The sequence below is a fragment of the Paenibacillus sp. P4_A9 genome (assembly GCF_056402415.1).
Window position 1 is genome coordinate 1 of record NZ_JBFUHL010000063.1, and the last position, 22,891, is coordinate 22,891.

A 22,891-nucleotide genomic window follows, 5' to 3' on the forward strand; every position below is an offset into this window, starting at 1 on the left:
GATCCACTATGACCGACGATCCACTTTGACCGACTCATAGCTAGCAGCTCTGGACCACGAATCTTCCAGCTTATTGTCTTTGCCGAAGATCATAATCTTAATAATGTCTTTGTTTTTATTTTGAATCAGCAAATCATAATTTTTTATTGATTCTCTGAGTAAAATAATGTCAGCATCATTATAATTCGCCCCATGCTCCATCAGATTGAGGATGCGTTCAAAACCGTATATTTGTAGGGCGGACGACGAAATGTTGCTAAAATATTGATCCAGATATCCTGATAAATATTCCGCATTCTGGTCCGAACTTCGGAACATCGAGTTTTCCAAGGAACGGGCGCTCGACTGGTAAAAGATCATCGAAAGTACCAGCATCGGGATCAAGGAGATCAGGACACTGCTCCAGACAATCTTTGTACGAATGCTCCTATTCATCAATAGCCACCTGATCATGCCATCCCAACTTCCCCTTTAGTCCATTCAAAATAAACGGCTACGCCGTCCTCTAAGGACGTATCACAGTGTTTATGGAGAAATATAGCCAAATTATTATGTGAAACATAAAATTCTTATATTTTAAAATAGGATCGTTTATACCACATTGTATCATCAATCCCACTTCTTACAATTCAAGATTTTGTATTCTTAATGTTCAAATTTTTGAAAGGCTACTTCGAGACTAGAATGCATGATTGTTGACGCAAATCTTCCAACATAAAAATAAATAGCCTGATTCCTCAGGCGTTTGCATTAATAATTATGAAGGCACATGTGTGTCATTGGACACCTGTCGGATGACAGAACTTGATGTCGAACTTGATGTCATAAATGACAAGAACTTTATCTCATTGTTGAACAAGGCTTTTCAAATACTGAATCGATCGGTTCACGTTCTCGATCATCGATCGCTGTGGGTTCGTCTTTTGAGTAAGCCATAATTCCAAGCCCATCCAACCTGTGTATCTGATATCACGCAAAATGCCGAAGAGCAAGGGGATGTTAATCTCTCCATCAAGCAAATCCTCAGTCGGTGTAGTGCCAATCTGATTTCTTAGATGAAATGCGGTTATGCGTTCCGGGTATTTAAGAACCCATTGAATCGGGTCATGTCCGGCCGTGTGCGCCCAACCCGTATCTACACATAGCCCTACTAGCGGATCGGCAAAGTCGACGACGGAGCGCAAGTCTCCATCAGCCAACAAGTAAGCAGCTGCATGGTTATGCAAGGAGACTTTTAAACCGAGAGGCTGTACCAAACGTGCAATCCTTGACAAATTGTCACCCTGTCGTTTGAGCTCCTCTTCTGTCTTCTTCTGAGGGTTAGTCCACTCTCCCTTAGGGTTCGCGTTCAGGATCAAGTCGGTCCCACCGGCTACAACTAACCCATTTGCGACGGATAAGACAGTTTTCTCGATCTGAAGAGCATCGTACGGTTCATGTAGGGAAAGCCCTAAATATGTGCCTGAAATTTTTAAACCGTTTGACTGGACTATGTTTACAGTTTCCTGTTTCGGTGCAACTTCAACAGCATCAAGTCCGGCCTCTGCACAATCACGAATAATTGTTTCAAGGGAAGTATCGTGTCCGTCGGTTTTATAGCGTTCCTGCCAGACATACAGATTCGAGCTGTACCCGATAATGTTCATCGTTCCTGCCTCCGTTTCTCAATAAATAATGGACATCGTACCCATCTCAGACGACTTGTAAATCGAGTCGATAATCTCCTGGATGGTCAAGGAATTTTCCAAATTCGTGCCGGGCTGCCGGTGATCCCGAATCGAAGCAGCGAAATCCGTAATAGGGCCAGCATGAACGGCAGACCAAGTATCGGCGCCCTTCCAAATTGTATGCCGGATAACCCCTTCCTCAGAGGAAGCCTCGTGGAATATTATTTCTTTCTGATCCGATGGAAGCAAGTGCAAATCAAGGGTTCCTTTCGTACCAACAATTTGCCATGCATGTTCTCGGTTCCCCGGAATGATGGCCCCGCGTTCAAAGTTGATGACCGTACCTCCCTTACATCCGATAATAGCAATCGCGTGTGTTTCGGCATCCGATTCTTGCGCTATGTAAGATTCATACTGAGGAGAGATGTTCCATGTACGGCCGAATACCGTTTCCGGTTTGAGCGACCATCCCGTGATGCCAAGAATATAATCCAAATCATACACACCCCAATCGGCCAGGACTCCGCCTCCGTTCACTGATTTGCTGTACTGCCAAGCAAGTGGAGGGGATTTCGTCGGAGTTGCCGGAGCTATATTACGGCAGCGAATCACCCGTAGTTCCCCAAGTGCGCCTGTGCTTACAAATTTAGCAGCAGCTTGAGCCGATTCGAAAAACGTGAAACGGGAAGAGCAGCATCCGGCAATTAAATCTCCTCTGGCTGCTATCATCCGGAGAACCTCATCCGCATCCATGCCTGCAGGCTTTTCCAATAAAACGTGTTTCCCATTCGAAAATGCTCTCAATGCTAGCTCTAACCTGTATTTAGTTTGTAAGGCAAGCACGACCCCTTCGATTTCTGTGTCTGCTAGAAGATCATTCGGATCGATGTATACTTTTTTAACTCCGAATTTTTCTGCGGTAGAATATGCTGCCATCTCATTGATGTCAGCAACCGCACATACTTGAATGTGATCTGACTCCACCGCATGCTTGATATGATGCTGGGCGATCATCCCGCATCCTACAATGCCCAGCCTAACTTTTCTACTCATTGGCTCCTCCTCATATCGCAAAAGAATGGCTTACTTTATTATTACGAATCATTATGGGATGGTATATGTCTTAAACAAATAAAAATATGGTTAATTGTGATTTAATCTTAAATATCGAACCCGCACGATAAAAAGAGGAGAAGCCTTCAATGCTTCCCCTCTCTGTGTTAAATAAACTGTTACGAGACTGCACCGCCGAAACGCAGTGTTCTCCTCGAATTTTTTTTCAATGTTTGGTTAAACAGGAAAACGTCATGGAACTATCGTTTCCACTAGTCAAACAAGGTAAATTCTACTTCAAGCATTAGAGTTTACTCACCGTGCCCTTAAGGCTGTTCTGTCTCTTTTAGCAGACGGTCCAATGCATAAGCCGCTATAGCGCCTACAATATATCGGACCAAATCTGCATAAAGGAATCCTTTTCCGAGTATTAGCCCGCCAAATAGAGTGTTTCGTAAGTTGATTATCCATTCTGCTTGGTACAATTGGCTGCATTCAATTACAAAGCAGAACCCAAGACTAAGCGCCACGGCTTTCATAGTTAACATTCGGATGAATAATGCACGAACGCCGAAATAAATCATAGCCGCCCAGAGAGCATCACCGAAATGTTTCACCACAAAATCGGGCAGCGCGTACACCAATCAATTTACTCTTTGTATCACTCCATAATACTGCCAATTAGGTTAGAAAAGGCCACCGATACACCGGCAGCCTCTTTCTATCGTTCATTTAGCTATCGTCACTGGTAAATTTATCAATTCATTTTGGCTCCATGCGAGAGTGAAAATAACACTGCTTGCTCTGTATCCATTCGTAACCCTTTGAGCGTGATGTTTTTGAAATCCACACCATCCATTTTAGCTCCCCGTACATCAGCTCCCTGTAATTTCGCTTTAGCTAACATTGTTCTCGTAAGATCACAATTTCTTAAGTCAGCTCTTTCTAAATTGGCTTCGGTTAAATCTGATTCAAAAAATTTAATTCCACGTAAATCTTGCTTAACCAATTTGGCACTTCTCAAATTCGTATAAGACCAATCCCCTTGGAATATGGTGATTCCATCAATTTTAGCACTGGAAAAATCTGATCCCGTCATTTTGCATTTTTCAAACTTCGAGACAAATAGATTGGCTTCGGTAAAGTTACAATTCTCAAACGCGGATTCCTTATGAACGGAACTATTTAACGAGGCGCCCCGAAAATTACATTCAACGAAACGGCAGTTCCTCGTTGTAATCTCCTCTAACGATCCGTTAGCAAATGTGCAACGATGAAAAGTACAACTTATTAGCTCGCCATACCTTAAATCTTGATTACAAAAATCTACTCCTTCATAATTTTGATTGATATGCTCAAACATGATACTCCTCCTTACAAAATAGTTGATATATCAACTATTGGGTGAAAGTAAATCATTTTTTAATATTACCGCGCATCTTAATTAGAAGCCTGCGTAATTCATTCATTTCTTCAAGTGAAAAACCTGTTTCAAGTACATCTATAGTTCCTGAAATATAAGGTTTTACATTTGTAGCTAAGATCTTACCTTTATCTGTTAATGATACATTAAAGTAACGACGGTCATAACTACTAGTAATTCTGTGCATTACACCTTTATTTTCAAGGCTCATTATCATCCGAGTGATGCTTGATTTATCTTTTCTTAAAGCGAAAGCAATTTCACCCTGAGACAGCCCATCCCGCTCATTGAGCAAAACAATTATAAAAGCTTGTTCAGGCGTAATATCAAACGGAGCTAAACTTTTAGTCATGCACATACTTACATCTAATTTGACATCATGAATTAAAACAGCAATATTATCGAGTAAATCCATTTTGTAATCACATCCCATAAAAGAATATACCAAAAATAGTTGATAAGTCAACCATTTGGGCATTTTCCTATATGTAGTGTGAATTATTGAGCATATCTGCCCGTTAGCTGAGCGCGCTCTTTTAATCTTGTCGGCAATCGGACAATGTTCTTGTCACAAATATTGAGCTCGGCGATTTGGTTCACGACACGAGGTTAGCTTAGCCATGATTGTCTGCTGCTACATGTAAAGCAACATGGTTTTCCTGGCATGCTTGCTGGAACCAACTCTTAGGTTGTTCGTTCATAATAACCCCTCTTGCTAGGGAAAGAGGAATTATCGTGAATAAAGCGCTCTTTTCCAACTTGCTTTGATCGAATACCGCATAGACATGTCTTGAACGTCCGATCAACAATTGGGCAATGCGTGCTTCAAGCTCAGAATGCGTTGTAAAGCCGTGTTCCAAAGACACACCGTCTACCCCAAGAAACATTTTCGTAATGTTAATTTTATTAATCACACTTTCAGCGAGAGGTCCGCTTAACTCGTAACTTTTAGCCCGCATTATACCGCCGATGACAACAACCTGAATACCGTCTGAATCCGCCAAGTCAGCAGCTATGTTCACTGCATTCGTCACAATCGTGATATTGCGAAACCGCTTCAAAGCCCTAGCGATGAAAAATGTTGTCGTCCCCCCCGTCAAGCAGACGATATCCCCTTCTTCCACCAATTTCGCAGCTTCTTCAGCTATTCGCTCTTTCTCTTGCCGTTGAAAAAATCGTTTATCCGCAAAGGGCAGTTCTACCGCCGACTGCGTTAGTGTCCCTTCATAGACGGCTCCTCCGATAGTGCGAATAATCTGACCTGATTTCTCCAACATATCCAGATCTCGTCTAGCGGTAGCTTCCGAGCAACCGGTCTCTTCGATAATTTCCTGAATCGATATTTTACCATGCATTTTAATTTGTTCTAGTACCCTAGACCTGCGCAGCTCGCTCTTTGAATATTCCATAACTCTCTCCTTTGACGCTTTATGCATCATGATCCATGTTATTCCTAATTTTGGAGTACAAAGAGCCAGATTGCAAGCACATGATATTCTGCCATCTTTTCATAGGAAAGAATGAAGTAGTCGTCCTTATAAGGAAACAACCTTCACTTGCTTAAGGTACTCCTGAAAAAGTGTGTAGTCAATATGACCGGCTTTATCAGACATCGCATTCGCCGCAGATGCAGCGCAAGCAATGCGCAGCATCTCCTTGGGAGAGTCTCCACGATCGTCTGCAAACGCCATGCCCGCAACGAATGAATCACCGCAGCCAACCGTATTGACCGGCTTAATTAGAGGCGGAGTAACCCAATACCCCTCGCCATCTATGAAGGCAATAGCCCCTCGATTACCTAATGTGACACACACTTGTTGAATCCCGACAGAAGCCACCTTCTCCGCTGCTTCTATCAGATCCGCGTCATGAAGAAGTTCCCGTCCCATCAACGCGGTGAGCTCTTGCTTGTTTGGCTTCACCAGATACGGTCGCGCCAGCAATCCGCTGCGTAACGCAGATCCGCTCGTATCCAGATACGCGCGCGCTTTCGAGGTATGAATCATGCTTATTAGCTCGGAGTACAAATCCGCAGGAGCACCTGGAGGCAGACTCCCCGAAAGCACAATAATGCTCGATTCCATCGCCAGTCGCTGCAAGGTCTTTTTGATCTCCTTGACATGCTTGCCGTCGATGGTAGGGCCTGCTTCAAGAAGCTCTGTCGATATGCCATTAGACGTATCTACGATATTCAGGCAAACACGCGATTCCCCTGGTACACGAACAAATGAGGTCTCAATCCCTCGTTGCTTCAAGCTATCATCTATAAAAGAGCCGCTGCTGCCAGCTATAAAACCTGTTGATGTTGCATTACCGCCAAGCAATCGAATGACCTTGGCTACATTATTGCCTTTACCACCTGGCTCAGCGATCTGCCGAACTACACGTTGCACTTCACCTAGTCTGAATGAATGAGCATAATAGGTTTTGTCGATGGCCGCATTCAGAGTAACCGTCGTAATCATCGAACCTCTCCAGCTTTGCCAATACATCCACAAAGCCTCATTTTCTCAATCGCCAGAAGTTTTGCAGCTTCTTTAGCAGGAACCATATATTTGCGCGGGTCATTCTCCTCGGGATTCGCAGCGAAAACTTGCTTTATCGCATCGGAGAAGGCAATACGCAATTCTGTTGCGATATTCACTTTAGCCATTCCAAGCGATACAGCTCTTTTCACCTGTTCCGCTGGAATACCCGATCCGCCATGTAGAACCAACGGAGCCTCCACGGTATTGGCAATTTGCGCAATTCGAGCAAAATCAATATTCGGATCTCCTTTGTAGATACCATGCGCCGTACCTATCGCTGGCGCTAGCGTCATCACGCCTGTACGTGTAATAAATTGAGAGCATTCCTGCGGATCGGCGAGCAATGCATCACGTTCGTGAACAACAATATCATCCTCAACGCCACCTACCTTGCCCAGCTCAGCCTCCACATTTACACCCGCAGCAACAGCAACTTCCATGACTTTACGTGTACGTTCCACGTTCTCTTCAAATGGGTACATCGAAGCATCGATCATAACCGACGTATAACCTGACCGAATACATTGAACGATCATTTGGAAATCTGTGCAATGATCTAAATGAAGTGCTATCGGCAATCCTGTGCGATTCGCGGCAACCGTAGCAGCAGCTGCGATATAATCGGGACCTAAATGTTTTACCGTACCTACCGTTGATTGAATAATAACTGGTGATTGCGTCTCCACCGCAGCTTCAATAACGGCTTGAAGCATTTCTAGTGTGTGTACATTGAAAGCACCAATGGCATATTTATTTTCTCTTGCAATTCGAAGCATGTGAGTAGATGAAATAAGTGGCATCATAAGTCCTCCCTATATCATTTTTTGGCAGATAACCAGCAACCTGAACATTTGATTCAGTTCATGTAATATTGATTATTATAATCTTAATATATGATTTTTTCAATCTTTTTGTGATTTAAAAATGAATATTTAATGGTGTTAAGCAAGACTCATTAGAAATAAGTACGGTTTATTTTAAAATTGATTGAAAAAATCATTTTTATTGATTGAAAAAGTAACACCCTTGATATAAAATAACATTATAGTCTCACACATAAGGAGGTTTATGCCTTGAGCATAACTTACAGTGAAATTAAACAGCAGTATACGGCTTTACAACAAACTTACAATTACATGTTAGCTAAAAGAGAAGAGATTGTTGCTTTTGCAAAAACGCAATCCATCACCTCAGTCACATTTATTGGCTGTGGATCTAGCTATTGTTTAAGTGAATCGGCTGCATTTTCCTTTCGCCTGCACACTAACCTTACTTCCAACGCCTTAGCTGGAGGCGATCTCATGCTCAATCCTGAGCGTTATCGCTCCTTGTTAGCGAATACCTTATTGATCGCGCCTTCACGGTCCGGCAGCACGAGTGAAATTGTCGAAGCCATCCGCCTAGTTCAAAATCAAACACATGTTCCGGTAATTACCCTTTCCTGTGTAACGGATTCTCCGCTTTCGCAACAAGCCGATTTATCGCTAGAGTTACCTTGGGCTTTCGATCACAGTGTATGTCAGACTCGGACCGTTACGAATCTATATACGGCTAATCTGATGATGGCTGCCTTTCTTGGAAATAATGAAACTATCATTGCGGACATTCAGACTGCAATTCACCAAGGCGAAGCATTCATGACGCGTGTAGAAAGCAATATTCGCAAAACAGCCGATTTCCCATGGACGAATGCCGTCGTACTTGCGGACGGCGAGCTATATGCTCTAGCTTCCGAAGGTGCTATGGCATTAACCGAGATTGCCAACGTACAAGCGAATTCGCATCATTTGTTAGATGTTCGCCATGGCCCGATGATCACTGTTGGACCGGATACTCTTGTCATCGCAGCGATATCTGGTAATGGCAACAGGCATCAGAACAGTTTAATGCGCGATATAAAAGGAAGAGGCGCGACGATTATTGCATTCACGGATCGAGTCGACGCCATTTCCACAGAGCATGTCGATCTTGCTGTGATCTCAGATAACCACTTAGATATTGCTGTACAAGGCATTCCATTTATTTTTATTCCCCAAATCGTTGCTTTGACCAGCGCCGAACGTCAAGGTATCAACCCGGACCAACCTGATGGTTTAGTCGCCTGGGTGAAATTGTAGCTCCCATTTAGAATTGAAAGGAACTTGTCAAGGGATCTTCCCTTTGACAAGTTCCTTTTCATTTGGACATCTATATTATCATGCAGACAGGTAACGATACACTTCTTCCAGCGACGGCTGGCCTTTTGTTCCACCTGTTTTTCGAGTGTTGAGACTGCCGCATATACAGCCGATTCTCATGCACTCTTCCACATCTTTTCCGTTAAGATAGCCATACAGGAATCCTGCGTCAAAAGAATCGCCTGCGCCTATGGCGTCCATCATTTCAACAGCAATTGACGGGGCTTGGATTGTCCTCCCCTCGAAATAAGCCGTTGCTCCATCTGCACCTTGTTTGACGACAACGATAGGCACAATATCCGTTAGCTTCTCAACGGCTTTTTCCATACTTGTTTCCCTAGTGATAGCCTTGGCCTCGTTTTCATTTGGAAAGAATACATCGATAAGGGGCAATAGCTCCCACAGACCGTTATCCCAGTTCTCTTCGGGGTCCCAGTTCGTATCCAAACTCACTGTCGCCCCATTCTTTTTCATTATTTCAATAATTTCTTTATACCTGGGCTGCATCTTTGTCATCAGGAAATAACTTCCTATATGCAGATGTCTAGTTGCGAGCAACAATTCCTCCGGAGCGTCCTCGATCCCCACAGAATCAATGGTTCCACTGTAGGTCAGCATCCCCCTGTCATCTCCCTGATTGAATACAATGGTCATGCCGGTTTTGAGGGCAGGGTCCATTGTAATAAAACGATTGTTTACTCCTGATTCAACCAACGTTTTTTCGATCACCTTCCCGAATTGATCCATTCCCACTTTCCCCACCAGTACTGTATGAAGTCCCAGTTTTCCGCACTGACATGCGAATATGCTGCAAGACCCCCCCATCTCCAACGAGTAGTTGTCCACCAGCTTCTCCTTCTGACCTAGTTCGGGAACCGTATTTCTGCCATCTACAATCAGATCTACGCAAAGATCGCCAAACGTAAGTACATCAAAGATTTTTTCCATTCCATATCGTCCCCTTTCAGAGCTCCTGATATCAGCATCGGAATTAAAATTAAAGCTTTATCCAGGGCGACAAGCCTTGTGGAGAGTTATTCTTTGCATCTTTGTTGGGTATGGTGTAAACCGCTATCGAGAACTTGCTAACATTCCGCACCGGTCATTTCATTCGTGAACATTCGTCTATATTCGTCCGGATTCAACTTTCTCGCAGTTACCCCCACATAATGGAACTGCAAGGCGCGGCGGCTTTTTGTCGAGAGGTTACAGGGCGTACCGTGTTTGATTAGTCCGTGAAAAAACATTAGCCCACCCGGTTTCAAAGGTATGGCAACATCCTCCTCGAGCGGAATATCCCTGTCGCAAAGCTACCAAGACCTCAGTACGTAATGAGGTATTGCTCCTTCAGCATGGGACCCGGGAATTACGTGCATGCATCCATTTTCCAATTCCGCCTGATCCAGAGCGATCCAAACGCCAATAACGGTTTTGTCAAACGCCAACCCTCCATTAGACATATCCTGGTGCCACGGAAATTCTCCATCCCCGGGTGGTTTCAACAACGCTATGGCCTGAGCGAGATTTGGTTTTTCCCCTAATATTTGTTCAACTTTGGCCAAAATCCCTGGATGATAGGCAATCGCTTTCAGCTGTTCATCGTTTTCTACGAAATTGCTGACTTTCATAACATCAAACTCGCGTTCTTCATCCGTTTTCGGTTCGTCCCACGATTTCTTGATTAACTGAATTGTCGCTCCTTTAGATTTGATGTTGATTAGTTCAGACAATGCGTCAATAGACTTTTTTACTTCTTCTGCGGTAAGCACATCTTCTACCGCTAAATATCCTTGATTCCGGTATTTTTTTATCTGCTCTTCATCGACAGCTTCCAGTCCGTGCAATTTCTCTGCGATGTGGTCGTATCGGTACTACCTTCGGGAAATTTCCTCAGGTGAGAATTCATTTGCCATTTGTCATGCTCCTTTTATTGTCGATTTTAGTTTGAAATGATGAATGATAAAATTGAGACCCGCTTCCTTTGCCCAAGCAATCTGCTGATCCATGCCGGACCAGTAAGGCAATCCTGCCCCTACACCGGCCGCCCGCGCCTTCAGAAGAATTTCCCGAACAGCCTGATCAAACTTCGGATGCCGTAGCGAAGCCCTGTAGCGAGGCGCGGATGTGCTCCGTGTATTGAGACGCATTGGGGATGTTATCGATAATCATCGGATTAGTCCCCTCTATTGTAGGATTCTACTTTCACTCTTAGTTGCCTTCCAGCTGGCTCTTAGTAAGCTCGTTCAGCAGGGGTTGACCTGCTGCATATCGGCGATCATTTTCCGCAAAAATGCCCCATACCCGCTGCAAAAAGTGCGTGCTCTGCGACGAGCCTGAAATATGCGGTGTCATGATCACGTTCGGGAACTTCCATAACGGATGGTCGACCGGCATCGGATAATAATAATGCGTGTCGAGCGCCGCACCCGCGATCCATCCCACTTCGAGCGCCTTCAGCAGCGCCTGTTCCTGCACGATCGGGCCGCGGGCTGGATTCAGCAAGTACGCATGGTTAGGCAGCGATCGTAGCTGCTTCTCACCGATCAGACCCTTCGTATGCTTAGTCAGAGGCACTGCGATAATCAGGAAGTCGAGGCCGTTCAAGAACGCTTCCTCCTGGCCATATGTGAACACTTGGTCAGGCAGCAGCCCTTGCGGATCGCCCGTTCCCTCCACTCGGTACACTTCCTTGCGCTCCTTGATGCCGTCCCGCACAAGTACGCTGACATGGATGCCCATCGTCTTCAGTAAGCGCGCGGTTTCGCGTCCGATTCCGCCATAGCCCCAGATTCCGACGCGAGTGCCGCGAATCTCAGTCTGGAACCGAGCCGATCGGTCCCAGACGCCCTGCTCCTGATTGCGGAACATGCCGCGCATATCGCGGGCGAGCTGGATCATCATCGTTACATTCCACTCCGCAATCGGCACATCGAATATGCCTTGGGCGTTGGTCGCTCGAATGCCTCGTTCATTCAGTCCTTGATCGAGCAGCTGGTTGTAACCGACTGAGCTGATCTGAACCCATTCCAATGACTGCATAGCCTGATGATTGCTCGGAAGATGGCTGCTGAACAGGATCGTCTTGTTCTGCAGCAGCTCCTCCGGGAGCGTAAATTCACCTTCCGTGTAAGGAACGACTTCCACTTCAACTCCCGGAATCGCTTTCAGTTGTTCCAGTTGAACAGGTTCTACCTGATTATGCACTAGCACTTGTATCATGGACGCCGTTCTCCTAATCTGTGAATGGTTTGCCGGTACGCCATTGAACTCACCGCTGCCGGGTACGAACGGATAGGCGCTAATTGTAGGTGGCGCTTAAATTTTTTATCTGAATGGCAACATCGTATACGTCTTCAATCTTTCTTGATATCATCTACATAAATTATTGTCATGACTTCACGCATATTTGGAGTTGGATTAGCAGGAGCGCAATGCAGCGTCCAGCCTGCATGAAATGTCGCGTTTCATGATCCAGTACGTTGCGAAAAAATAAGTATCCTTCTTGTTCCGCTCTTTCACGCAGCTCCTCCGGCCGTTCGAGCAGGGGGACGGAGTCGCGAAATCGTTGGGATGCCGCTTTGTTGGCTGGATCGATCATCATATTTCACCGACTCCTTTCGCTTCGTTCATCGAAATTGCGGCAAATATTCCATATGTGCCTCTATCAGTTCATTTACCATATTCCTAACTGCATCCCGGTCGTTGAGGTAGCCGCCTAGTAAAATCGCTTCAACATATAGATTGCGATCTCCCTTCAGCGCAGCATCCACCGTCAATTCGGCAATGGCAATCGGTTTTGCGAGCAGTTGGGCTAAAGTATCGGGGAAATCATTCATTTGCAGCGGACAAAATCCCCTAGCTGTAGCAGCCGCAGGCAATTCTAACAGCGCATCTTTTGGTAGATTGGGAACCGCTCCATTATTCGTCATATTGACCGAGAAGACGGTGCGTTTGTCATGTTCGATCGATTCAATCATTCTCGTGAGCTGTTCATGCTCGCCGACAACATTGTCATAGAAATCGGCAGGCAGCGGCCCTTCTGTACGGGCCATCTCATCCATACGGTTATAAATTTTATCTCCAAACAATATGGTATTCTCGAATGAGTACGCATCGATCCCCAGCGTCCTCCCATAATAGTTGCCATTTGGGAACCTCTCCGCGAAATATTCGGTAATGTGCCTGTCTCCCGGTGCCGGGTAAGCACGCAGCTGTTCGAACAAGGACCAGGCAAACGGGTCCTTGATCTTAGACGCTTTCGACGCTTTCGGCGCTTTCTCACCCATCTCCAGAAAAGAGGCGCCAACTTCAGTTAAATCGCCCCCCTCTTGCTGATACAGCTCTTTGTACTTTTGCAAAAGAAGTGGAATGGCATCTTGACCGTCATAACGAAAATCGTACATAAAAGTCAAATGATTGACTCCAATCGCATAAGATGTGAACTTTTCCCGCTCCAATCCTGCGAAATCGGCAAGCGAGTATTCGCTTTGAAATACGCCATGGCACAAGCCGACCATTGGAAACCCTGTTGCTTTTTGCACGGCTCTACAGATCATAGTCATCGGATTGGCATAATTAAAGAAGTAAGCATTCGGGCACAGTCTCATGACGTCCTGGGTAATCTCAATCATCGCCGGGATCATTCTCATAGCCCGCGAAATTCCTCCAGGCATGACGGAATCACCTACTGGCTGAAAGACGCCGTATTTTCTAGGGATGATCACATCCTTTTCCCAGGCACGCCTTCCTCCTACACCAACGGTGGTCACTACATAGTCAGCTCCCGGCAGAACATCGCAGCGATCGACCGCAGCAGTAAGCTCAATGTTTCCACCTTTTTCAGCAATCATTTTTTGACAAATGATATAAATGGACTTCAAAGTCTTCAGATTGGTATCCACCAAAGCAATCTTCCAATGCTCTTTTCCGTGGGTTTTGATTAGATCCAACACCAGACCTTGAGTGAACATAGCGCTTCCCGCACCAATTAAAACCAGCTTTTTGCCCATTCTCCAAACATCCCTTCAAAATTAATAGCTTCGAGATAACGTATTCGTCATCTTATCTGAATAAAAAAAAGGCAGATTGATTGATATTCATCCACCTTTTTATTAGTAATCTCTCTGATTTATATATTGACGCTTTCCGCCTTCGACTCTTTGAAATCGCCGAGCTCCCGCTTTAAAGCTCCTAATTCCTGTCGTAAACCATCGACAACAAAGATAAGATCGGATTTATGAATGATGAAATTAAGACCCGCTTCCTTCGCCCAGGCAATCTGCTGATCCATGCCGGCCCAGTAATGCAGTCCTGCCCCTATTCCAGCCGCCCGTGCCTTCTGTAGAATTTCCCGGACAGCCTGATCAAACTTCGGATGCCGATAATCTTCGGGTACACCGAGACTGCAGGACAAGTCATGGGGGCCGATCAGCACCGCGTCGAGATCGGGTACTTTCAGAATGTCGTCGAGCGCTTCTATCGCCGGCACGCTCTCAATGTTGATGATAAGCAGCTGCGAATTCTGTTTTTCCTCCATATAAGACTTCAGCTCATCATTTCGTTCATCGTTTCCGTCCAATATATTTTGCAGAGTCTTCCCCTTAAGCGGACGAAGCTTTATGGCGCCGCGGAGCGCCTGTACCTGTTCCACCGTCTCTACATAGGGAGCGATAATACCGCAAGCTCCACCGTCCAACGCCATAGTAGCTTGGTAGGGATCCGGTGCGGGAATTCGTACGATCGGAGCGATATTCATCGCCCGGTATGTCCTGCACATCCAGGAAAGCTGATGGCGGTCAATCCCCACATGCTCGGTGTCGATAAATACAAAATCCATCCCGAGTCCCTCGAGCTTCTGCGGCCAAATTGCCATGGGAGACAGGATGTTCGTCCCGTACACTCTTGTGCCGCTCTTTAATGCTTCCCTAAGCTCTTTACCATTCATTGGCATCCTTCTCCTTCCTAACTCCAGTTAAAACTCTTTCCTCATACGTTGCATCAAGGTTGGTTTATAGAAGCCGCCGCGAATAGCGAAAAGTCTCCCGCGGTACATTTGAACTTCTATCCGGACAGGCTGGCGGAGTACATCACTAAGCGATTTTCCGCTCGTCCATTGCGGTTCCCAGAACAGATCGTCGCCCGTGAAAGGAACGCAATCATCGAAAGAGAACCCTTCGAGCGGTTTGCCGGAATCGTCGGAAATTTGCACGCGCGCGTCGCCTGACGGACACTGGATGTTTATTTTCAACTCGGGCTCACTGAACACCATCAAGCGGGTCATGACGCTTCCTATGCTCATTGTCGACTCCAGATACATAAAACCGTCCAACCGGAGGGTGTGAAGCATCATTCCTGATACTAAATTCCTATCGTCTCTATGTAAGTGGTGCTCGGTCTTCCACTCATTCGAATAAATGCGGATCACGTTGTCTTGGTCCACACAGACAGTGCTGGGGTAAACGCTTCCGCAGCCTGTTAGACCGGGCTCATTGAGCGGTACGAAAGCCTCCCGGAACGTTTTGTTGAAGTGCCAGCCGTCATAGCTGTACGTCAAGTGGCCGTCAATGGGGCCTTGGCGTTTGTCTCCGCGGATTTCCTGCAGATTGCAGTGATACGCCCAAAGGAGGCCAATGTACATTCCCTCATAGGGGACTACTGGCATACTATAATATTGGAGTCCGGGCGGATCCAATGGATCGGGACCGACAACGACCTCTGGGCTCGACCAGTGCTTCCAATCGCGGGTCTCCATCAGAGCAACGCGCCTGTCTCCCCATGTGGGTCTGACTACGGTGACATAGCTGCCGCGGTGCTGATTGTAATAAGTGAAATTGGCAGTGTCCGTGAGCCAGTCGCCCCACTCTACACCTTCTACATATTTCCACTCGTAGCCATCAGCGGAGACAGCGAGCCGGTGTACTCCTCGCCCTGCGACGTATTCGGTATAAGATCCCGGGAGAGTCATGAGCTTGTAGCGCCGCGCAGGATCAGTCTCGTTCTGATCTATGAAGACAGTACCCGGCTCCGTGCCTCTTCCATCTATGAACACTTCATTCTTCCAGAGACGGTCCTTATGCTGGAATTTCTCGCTGAAGTCGGGTACCGTCCAGTGCAACCCATCTTTACTCTCGGCCGTTACAAGAGAGGCGACGCCCGGACCAAGCTTCTTCCAGGACCAGTTCAGGTAAAAGGCGCGCCAGAGGCCCATCTTATCGTCCCAGAACACATTCGGATAATAGCAGGAGCGGTCATTATCCTGATAGTCGACCTCAGGAGTAATGAAATCGGCCTCCTCGACCCACTTCGGCTTGCCCATCTTGCGCTCTATGTTCTGATGTGTTTCCAGGCACCAATCATCAAAAAACAGCAATGTAGTCGTTGTCGTTGTCATGAGATTCACTCCTTATTATTAGTTATGGAAGCCGAAAGACACGGCGCAGATTATCTCCAAGAATCAGATCTCTATCGCTCTTGGACATATACGTGCAAACCCTCTCAAAATATCCGATCATCTCAGAATAATGTTCTTTCGTGTGGGGGGAGGCTGCTTTGATGAACTCGGAACCCCAAGTAAACTTGGTCCCCCCGAATTCGTTGTACAAAGCTTTCACCATATCGTCCGTTCTTGGATGCTTGTAATATTCCATCGCGTCCGGGAGAATCTCCGAGTAGAAGCATTCATTCGCGAATATTTCTTTCACGATCGGGGGGATCTTTAACGGACCATCTATACCGTCTTGCAGAAAGAGTTGAGGAGGGAAACCATGAACCAAAACTCGATTAATTTCCGGAGTGTCGTTCATCCAATTTAGAAGCTTTGGCAGAATATCCGGATAGTGCTGCTTCAACGCGGAGCCCAGACTCCATACAGGAAGGCCGAGTTTGGCTACCTCATCCCAGAAGGGCTTATATTTCTTGCTTTCGAAGTTATCGAAACAGTCCCAGGTAGGATAGGGGTTATGATATAATCCCTTCGCTCCGAGTTCCACTGCCTGATGCAGTTTCTCGATCCCCTTCGGCGTAGCGTAATCATCCTCATCGAGCAAGGCCAGAGGCAGAAAACGCCCCGGGTACAACTTTGCCATTCTAACAGCGAATTTATTAAAATGCATTCCAGTCTGAAGCACAGCAGCATCCACCCCGCATGCGTCCATCAGCTCGATAAACGATGAGGGGTCATGGCCCGTCCGGGCAGCCGCTGTGTAGGTGACTCCATCCTTTTCCCAGATGTAGCTGGAACCCTCTATCCGGAACCTAACATCATCTTTTCTGCCGGCCCAATCCGAAGTGCGATTCTGATCCCACAACACTTTGAAGGCTTCTTTATCAACGGTATTCGTGTCGCTTCTGACGGCGGGAAAGCTGAAATGGTGACAGATCCTCTGCGCGTAGCGGAAAGCTTCCTCCTCGGATGCGAAATCCCAGTCAACGTCATACGCATCCGGATTCGGGTAAATGTGTCCATGACTGTCAATGATCATTTTTTTCAAACCTCCATTTTATTAGTATCCGTTCGAATTCTTGCGCCGAAGGGACCCTATGAGTCTAATTATCAAGGATAGAAATTGGTTTGAAAACGCATAACATTTTTACTTTCTGGTTATTTCTTTACTTGAAGTAAGCTCATTCCGGTATTTCCATATATCTAATGACATCACTTTTTTCTAAACAGCCTTAGATTAATTTTCCGCGTTAAAGCCTCCAAATTTTGTTGCTGCAGAGCGTCCATCGCAACATGTGGCTGTCTCATCCGACTGCTGGTGAAGATGCCCGCTTTCACAAACATCAGTTTTTGAACCTCAATCAAAGTATCCAATGAAGCCATACCGAGTAGCAGAAGCGGCAATAGCTCAGAATGCAGTGATTCCGCCTCTTCGTGCTTACCGTTATGAAAAAGGCGATGTATCTTGACGAAAACATCCGCAATGGCCGGTGGAATTAAAGTGCCGGCAGCACCTCTCTGCATTTCATCCGGATAATAGAGTCCGCCGTAACCTCCAAAAACAGCTAGCTTGCAGCCCGGTTTTTCCAGCAGTCTTGTTATTTTCGGTCCGCTAGGCATTGATTCAATTTTCACATACTGAATATTCGGATGCTTGCTATTCAATTCGGCCAGAATATCGACAGGCAACGGCACTTGGGTCCACGACTGGGCGTCCTGAATCATAACCGGAATATTTATTTTCTCGGCGATCAGTCCGTAATATTGTTGGACACCTGCAGGATCCGGTTTAATGAAAGTCGGCGGATAAGCCATCACGCCTGAAACACCCAACTCCTGCGCTTGGTAGCTGCGTTCCGCTGCCGCCTCGGAACCGGTATGCTCCGTACCTGCGATGATCGGAACATTACCGCGAACTTGATCGACAGTGATTGCAATGATCCGTTGCCGTTCTGACTCCGTCAATTTGTATACTTCGCTGGCAAGTCCGAAAATTACGAGGCCGTCGATGCCCAGTTCTAATTCAAAATCAATCTCTCTGCGCAAGCTTGCTTCGTCCAGCTCTCCGTTGTCCAAAAAAGGAATCGTCAAAACCGGAAATATCCCGCTCCACCTGTCGCTCATGCATTCCCGCTTTCCATCAGCAGTTCGGAAACTGCCTCTTCATTGATTTCGATGCCGAGTCCAGGCCTGTTATGCGGAATAATGACGCCATTCTCGGCTGAAGGGGTGCCCGTAAATAGGCGCCAGAAAATCTCGTTCCCCGTGTCCGGATCTACATTCGGAAAATATTCCATGAAAGGGCAAACGGATTGCGACGCGATGATATGATAATTATGCGCTTCATTCGAATGAGGCACCACCTGCAGATCGTGGGCAGACGCAAGCGCGCAAATTTTCAACAATTCGGTAATGCCGCCTGCACGGTTCGTATCGGGCTGAAGCAGACGTGCCGCCTTCTTCTCAATTAGTTCTCGGAATCCCCAACGCGTGTATTCATGTTCGCCGCAGGAAATAGGCGTCGCCGATTGAGAAGTTAAGTACGCATAACCGTCAATATCGTGCGGCATTAGCGGTTCTTCAATCCAACTCAGCTGATACGGCTCGAGGCGCTTGATCATTTCCAGTGTATACGGCACATCCCAGCCCATATACGCGTCCGCTGCCAATACCACATCTTCGCCGACCGCTTCTCGGACCGTTCGAATCAGTGCTTCGTTACGCTTCATGCCTTCTTTACCATCCTTCGGACCGAATCCGAATCTCTGCTTCATCATTGTGAACCCTTGTTGCTTATAGCCTGCCGCCTCTTCCCGGAGCTGTTCTAAATCATCGAGCGCGTACAAGCGGCTTGCATAGAGCGGTATCTTCTTTTTCGTCAAACCGCCTAGAAGATTATAGACAGGAGTATTGAAAAATTTCCCCTTGATGTCCCATAACGCAATATCGACTCCGCTKATGGCGCAGCTAACAGCCCCTTTTCTGCCAATGCGCACCGAAGAGCGGTACATCTTCTCCCATATCAATTCCGTGTTGAGCGGATCTTCACCGATTAACAGCGGAGTGAAATGACGGTCGATAATTTCCTTGGGAGCCGAAGTGAACCCTCCTGCCGTTCCCACTCCAACTAGTCCTTCGTCGGTCATGACCTCTACCAGTACAATACTACATGGCCCGAACCACGATTTTTCATAATGATCGTCAAAAATAGAGGTGGGTGATACAAGGTTGCTTCTTAGCGTTGCGGGCGATCTGGAAAACCCGATTGCCCTAGTCCGTATACCGGTAATTTTCACAGTTATCACATCCCCTTATAAGTAATTAATCAGCGCACCACCGTCGACCAACAGCTCCGTGCCATTCACATACCGAGCCTCATCCGATGCCAGATAGACGACTGCATGAGCGATGTCCGACGGCGCCCCAAGAAATCCGACTGGATTGCGCCCGACCAAATAGTCGTAGTTTTCTTTGCTCGCTAGAAAATCTTTATTGATATCGGTTTCGATCGTGCCCGGCAATACGGAATTGCAGCGAATGCCGTACGGAGCGAGTCCTAGTGCGAACGACTTCATCAGGTTGACTTGACCGGATTTCGTAACGCCGTAATGCGCTTGCAATTTGCCGCCGACATAATGATTGATAGAGCTAATCGAGATGATCGACCCTCTATTTTTGTTTTCAACCATCTTTTTCGCAGCGCCTTGCGAGCAGAGGAATGTTCCCTTCAGATTGATCGCGTTCGTAACATCCCAAAGCTCTTCCGTAATTTCAAGCACCTCGGCGAAAGGGCAAATGCCGGCGTTATTGACAAGCACATCGATCTGACCAAACCGCTTAACGACCTGCTCGATCATCCTATCGACTTCTTCTTTCCTGGAAACGTCCGCTTGGACAGCAAATGCCTCACCGCCCATTTTTTGAATAAGACGGACGACTTCATCTGCCTGCTCCGGATTATCCAAGTAATTAACAGCCACTTTCGCGCCTTCTGCAGCCATCTGAAGACAGATTCCTTTGCCGATTCCGCGTGATCCGCCTGTTACCAATGTCGCTTTATTCATGCATCGCATAATAACCGCTCCCAATTTCGAAATGGTCAGCCTCGACTTCATTTACTTTTGGTGATATAACCGTCCGGGTGGACTTGAAGAACGGCAGGATCATAGAGCGGCACAACAATATCGGATTCCTTGCGAATCCGGGCATAAGAATCCTTGCATTCCTCCAAGCTTTCCATAATGCCGATCGGATGATCGTTCTCGATATTCCCGTAATAGAACGCCGTGTCTGTGAGGACAACCGTGCCTTGATCTGTCGTAACGTTGATTCCCATTGATGACCGATGATGCGTACCCGCAAACCAAGTATGCAGGCCGGGTAGCAGCGTGTCTTCATTCTCCAGCAAGCGGACGCGCCCATCATTCCATGCATCGAGTTGGAGGTAGGTCAAGAGCCGGTCGGGTATCGCCATTCTGCGCCGCGGATCGAAGTGCTTGGGAGCATGGAAATCAATCCAGCCCGTTTTACTCAAACAAATTTTCGCGTTAGGGAACAGATCCACGTTGCCGATTGCATATGCCTGGAGAGGCGTTACAATCACATAATCGACTTCCTCCGGCTTTACTCCTATCGACGCTAGCGCGTTGGCCGTCTTCTGCTCTTCGGTAACCGTAAATTGCACTCTCTCGTCAAACTCTTCTCGCCAAATCTTGTTCATATAAGGGAGAAAATCAAGGGCTGGACCCGTGTTGACGACGATCGTTTTGCCTCCTCCGCGAATGATGCCCATCAGCGCTACTAGCGGCATCCAATCATCAAAACGGCTCATCCAGAAAATTTCCGCACCTGGGACCAAACCGAAAGAACCGACCTGACAAACCTGCACTTCATAAGATACCGACATACAGGCCATCTCCTTCTAATTGTCTTTTTTTAGAATCCTGTCCTATGCACGATTTAGCCGAGCTTCAGTCTGTTCAAGCAGTCGGATTAAGAAAAATTTTGCTGTTCCCAACCTTTCCAGCCGTCAGATCGGCGAATGCGCTTTGCCCTTCGCTCAGCGGTCGTATCTCTGACCATTCTGTTTCCTTAATGAAGCCTGAGGCAAGCAGCTGAACAGAGCTGGCGAAATCTTGCCGGGTATAGCAAAACGAACTGAGCACAGATATCTCGTTGCGGATTGACGTATTAATCGGAAGCCGGGTTTGATCAACGCCTAGCCCGATATTCATTAATGTACCGCCGGGATTGAGCATAGCTATCGCTTTCTCGCGAGTTTGCTGGAAACCTGCCGCATCGATTACGACATCGATGCCTTTAGCAAGCACATGATCTCTCATGTTCGCTTCCAAGCTGCCGTCTGTTGGGTCAAAAGCCGCATCCGCACCTGCTTTTATTGCCGTTTGCAGTCGGGCGACATTCGTATCGAGCACAATCGCTTTATGCGCACCAAGACGTTTGGCAACCGCTGCGCTCAGCAATCCGATGGTCCCTGCTCCAAACACTACGACATTCGAGAAAGGATGATCCACTATCGCCCGCCGTACAGCTCGCAATGAGCATGCCAGTGGTTCCGCCAATGAAGCGAGGTAGCCGCTCAGTTCTTCCGGAACTGCGACTACTGCGGAAGCAGGAACAGACACATATTCGGCAAATGCGCCCGGGCAATGGATGCCGATGATTTTCCGGCGGTCGCACAGGTTTTCGAACCCTCTGATACACCGAATGCATCTTCCGCAGCTGATGAGAGGATTGACTACGACCTTCGCGCCGCTCTTTAAGCCTGTAACCTCATTGCCCATTTCCGTAATTCGGCCGCAAAATTCGTGTCCCATCACCAGGGGAGGAATTCTCAAGCTGTTATGACCAAGGTAGCCTTCAATTTCAGAGCCGCAGATGCCCACGGCTTCAACTCGAATCAACACTTCATGCGGCAATAGTTCTGGGACCTTTGTCTCTTGAATCTCCATCTTTTCCGGTGCCGTCCAAACTAACGTTCTCACACTCCTCAGCCTCCTTTAACAAATTTTTCGATATCTGCTCAGACGCTAATAGTCAAAGTAAAACACTTCATTGTCAATACGGTCGATCGCGKGGTTTCCGTTCTCGGTTACCAAAATGTCCGACATATATTCCTGCCATCGACGGTTGGACGGCTCAAGTGCAAGCTCGTTCATCGCTGAATCAAAATCATCAACCTCCAAATAGGCGTATAATTGTGTCCCTCTCATAAAAATGCTGTAATTGCGGATGCCGAGCCTTGTTAAAGTCTCAAGCAACTCAGGGAATACCGCTTTATGCCGTACCACATACTCTTGTTCGCAACCTGGCTTGCACTGCATCATAAACAGATATCTAGCCATGATCGATTCCTCCCTGTTTTTTATTTTCAAATGATTGCAATCGCCCGAACAGGGGATGCCGAGCCTTCTGCAATTTTTAATGGAAAAGCAAACGTATAAGACTCTCCTACAATTTGTTGTAAGTTGGTTAAATTCTCAAAAATCACAATATCGTTTCCCAGCAGCTCATAATGGGCCGGACAATTGGCACTGTAAGAACTGTCGATGGCCAGTGTATCGCAGCCTACTGCCTTTATC

The 22,891-nt window shown here is 46.8% G+C and carries 24 protein-coding genes and 2 pseudogenes; 1 reads left to right on the plus strand and 25 read right to left on the minus strand.

Annotated features, from left to right (window positions below; genetic code table 11):
• Positions 1-6: 6 nt before the first annotated feature.
• The 9 genes from AC1DVJ_RS25320 to fba form a co-directional block, all read right to left on the minus strand.
• On the minus strand, positions 7-435 hold the full coding sequence (locus AC1DVJ_RS25320; protein ID WP_477594596.1) for a hypothetical protein: 429 nt from the start codon (positions 433-435) through the stop codon (positions 7-9).
• Positions 436-845: 410 nt separating this feature from the next.
• Positions 846-1,646, minus strand: coding sequence for a sugar phosphate isomerase/epimerase family protein (locus AC1DVJ_RS25325; RefSeq protein ID WP_477594598.1), 801 nt, complete (start codon positions 1,644-1,646; stop codon positions 846-848).
• Positions 1,647-1,664: 18 nt separating this feature from the next.
• Positions 1,665-2,720: a Gfo/Idh/MocA family protein gene (locus tag AC1DVJ_RS25330; RefSeq protein ID WP_477594600.1), complete on the minus strand. Its 1,056-nt coding sequence runs from the start codon at positions 2,718-2,720 to the stop codon at positions 1,665-1,667.
• A gap of 326 nt (positions 2,721-3,046) precedes the next feature.
• Entirely contained in the window at positions 3,047-3,361 is a 315-nt protein-coding gene (locus AC1DVJ_RS25335) for a ribosomal maturation YjgA family protein (RefSeq protein WP_477594644.1), read from the minus strand.
• A 116-nt stretch (positions 3,362-3,477) separates the two neighbouring features.
• Complete coding sequence (locus tag AC1DVJ_RS25340) at positions 3,478-4,083, minus strand: pentapeptide repeat-containing protein (protein WP_477594602.1); 606 nt, start codon at positions 4,081-4,083, stop codon at positions 3,478-3,480.
• A gap of 52 nt (positions 4,084-4,135) precedes the next feature.
• Entirely contained in the window at positions 4,136-4,558 is a 423-nt protein-coding gene (locus tag AC1DVJ_RS25345; protein WP_477594604.1) for a MarR family winged helix-turn-helix transcriptional regulator, read from the minus strand.
• Positions 4,559-4,757: 199 nt separating this feature from the next.
• Entirely contained in the window at positions 4,758-5,552 is a 795-nt protein-coding gene (locus AC1DVJ_RS25350; RefSeq protein ID WP_477594606.1) for a DeoR/GlpR family DNA-binding transcription regulator, read from the minus strand.
• 126 nt (positions 5,553-5,678) lie between these two features.
• A complete protein-coding gene (gene pfkB / locus AC1DVJ_RS25355) occupies positions 5,679-6,635 on the minus strand; it encodes a 1-phosphofructokinase (protein ID WP_477594608.1) in 957 nt (318 codons plus the stop codon).
• A complete protein-coding gene (gene fba, locus AC1DVJ_RS25360) occupies positions 6,605-7,471 on the minus strand; it encodes a class II fructose-1,6-bisphosphate aldolase (protein WP_477594610.1) in 867 nt (288 codons plus the stop codon). The genes pfkB and fba overlap by 31 nt, the downstream gene beginning before the upstream one ends.
• Positions 7,472-7,744: 273 nt before the next feature.
• Here fba and AC1DVJ_RS25365 point away from each other — a divergent pair, with 273 nt between their 5' ends.
• Positions 7,745-8,788, plus strand: a complete 1,044-nt coding sequence (locus AC1DVJ_RS25365) for an SIS domain-containing protein (protein ID WP_477594612.1) — start codon at positions 7,745-7,747, stop codon at positions 8,786-8,788.
• A 78-nt stretch (positions 8,789-8,866) separates the two neighbouring features.
• Here AC1DVJ_RS25365 and AC1DVJ_RS25370 read toward each other — a convergent pair whose 3' ends face one another.
• The 16 genes and pseudogenes from AC1DVJ_RS25370 to AC1DVJ_RS25445 all read right to left on the minus strand — a co-directional run.
• Positions 8,867-9,796, minus strand: coding sequence for a carbohydrate kinase family protein (locus tag AC1DVJ_RS25370; protein WP_477594614.1), 930 nt, complete (start codon positions 9,794-9,796; stop codon positions 8,867-8,869).
• 137 nt (positions 9,797-9,933) lie between these two features.
• Positions 9,934-10,692 (minus strand): annotated as a pseudogene (locus AC1DVJ_RS25375) (phytanoyl-CoA dioxygenase family protein).
• Positions 10,693-10,764: 72 nt separating this feature from the next.
• Positions 10,765-10,995, minus strand: coding sequence for a hypothetical protein (locus AC1DVJ_RS25380; RefSeq protein WP_477594616.1), 231 nt, complete (start codon positions 10,993-10,995; stop codon positions 10,765-10,767).
• Positions 10,996-11,056: 61 nt separating this feature from the next.
• Complete coding sequence (locus AC1DVJ_RS25385) at positions 11,057-12,067, minus strand: D-2-hydroxyacid dehydrogenase (protein ID WP_477594618.1); 1,011 nt, start codon at positions 12,065-12,067, stop codon at positions 11,057-11,059.
• A gap of 169 nt (positions 12,068-12,236) precedes the next feature.
• Positions 12,237-12,449 carry a hypothetical protein gene (locus tag AC1DVJ_RS25390; protein WP_477594620.1) on the minus strand — a complete coding sequence of 71 codons (213 nt, stop codon included), beginning with the start codon at positions 12,447-12,449 and terminating at the stop codon, positions 12,237-12,239.
• Between the two features lie 25 nt (positions 12,450-12,474).
• Positions 12,475-13,857: a family 4 glycosyl hydrolase gene (locus tag AC1DVJ_RS25395; RefSeq protein ID WP_477594622.1), complete on the minus strand. Its 1,383-nt coding sequence runs from the start codon at positions 13,855-13,857 to the stop codon at positions 12,475-12,477.
• Positions 13,858-13,976: 119 nt separating this feature from the next.
• Positions 13,977-14,792, minus strand: a complete 816-nt coding sequence (locus AC1DVJ_RS25400) for an HpcH/HpaI aldolase family protein (RefSeq protein WP_477594624.1) — start codon at positions 14,790-14,792, stop codon at positions 13,977-13,979.
• A gap of 27 nt (positions 14,793-14,819) precedes the next feature.
• Complete coding sequence (locus tag AC1DVJ_RS25405; protein ID WP_477594626.1) at positions 14,820-15,962, minus strand: hypothetical protein; 1,143 nt, start codon at positions 15,960-15,962, stop codon at positions 14,820-14,822.
• 298 nt (positions 15,963-16,260) lie between these two features.
• Positions 16,261-17,328 (minus strand): amidohydrolase family protein, encoded by a 1,068-nt coding sequence (locus tag AC1DVJ_RS25410; protein ID WP_477594628.1) that lies wholly within the window; start codon positions 17,326-17,328, stop codon positions 16,261-16,263.
• Positions 17,329-17,501: 173 nt separating this feature from the next.
• Positions 17,502-18,413, minus strand: coding sequence for a dihydrodipicolinate synthase family protein (locus AC1DVJ_RS25415; protein WP_477594630.1), 912 nt, complete (start codon positions 18,411-18,413; stop codon positions 17,502-17,504).
• Entirely contained in the window at positions 18,410-19,594 is a 1,185-nt protein-coding gene (locus AC1DVJ_RS25420; RefSeq protein WP_477594632.1) for an enolase C-terminal domain-like protein, read from the minus strand. Before AC1DVJ_RS25420 ends, AC1DVJ_RS25415 begins: the two co-directional genes overlap by 4 nt.
• Positions 19,595-19,600: 6 nt before the next feature.
• The gene (locus AC1DVJ_RS25425; RefSeq protein ID WP_477594635.1) at positions 19,601-20,353 is read right to left on the minus strand and encodes an SDR family NAD(P)-dependent oxidoreductase; all 753 of its coding nucleotides are present in this window, start codon (positions 20,351-20,353) and stop codon (positions 19,601-19,603) included.
• A gap of 47 nt (positions 20,354-20,400) precedes the next feature.
• Complete coding sequence (locus AC1DVJ_RS25430) at positions 20,401-21,195, minus strand: MBL fold metallo-hydrolase (protein ID WP_477594637.1); 795 nt, start codon at positions 21,193-21,195, stop codon at positions 20,401-20,403.
• 73 nt (positions 21,196-21,268) lie between these two features.
• Positions 21,269-22,294: a zinc-dependent alcohol dehydrogenase gene (locus tag AC1DVJ_RS25435; protein WP_477594640.1), complete on the minus strand. Its 1,026-nt coding sequence runs from the start codon at positions 22,292-22,294 to the stop codon at positions 21,269-21,271.
• A 45-nt stretch (positions 22,295-22,339) separates the two neighbouring features.
• Entirely contained in the window at positions 22,340-22,654 is a 315-nt protein-coding gene (locus AC1DVJ_RS25440) for an L-rhamnose mutarotase (protein WP_477594642.1), read from the minus strand.
• Positions 22,655-22,680: 26 nt separating this feature from the next.
• Positions 22,681-22,891 (minus strand): annotated as a pseudogene (locus AC1DVJ_RS25445) (cyclase family protein); the annotation flags it as partial.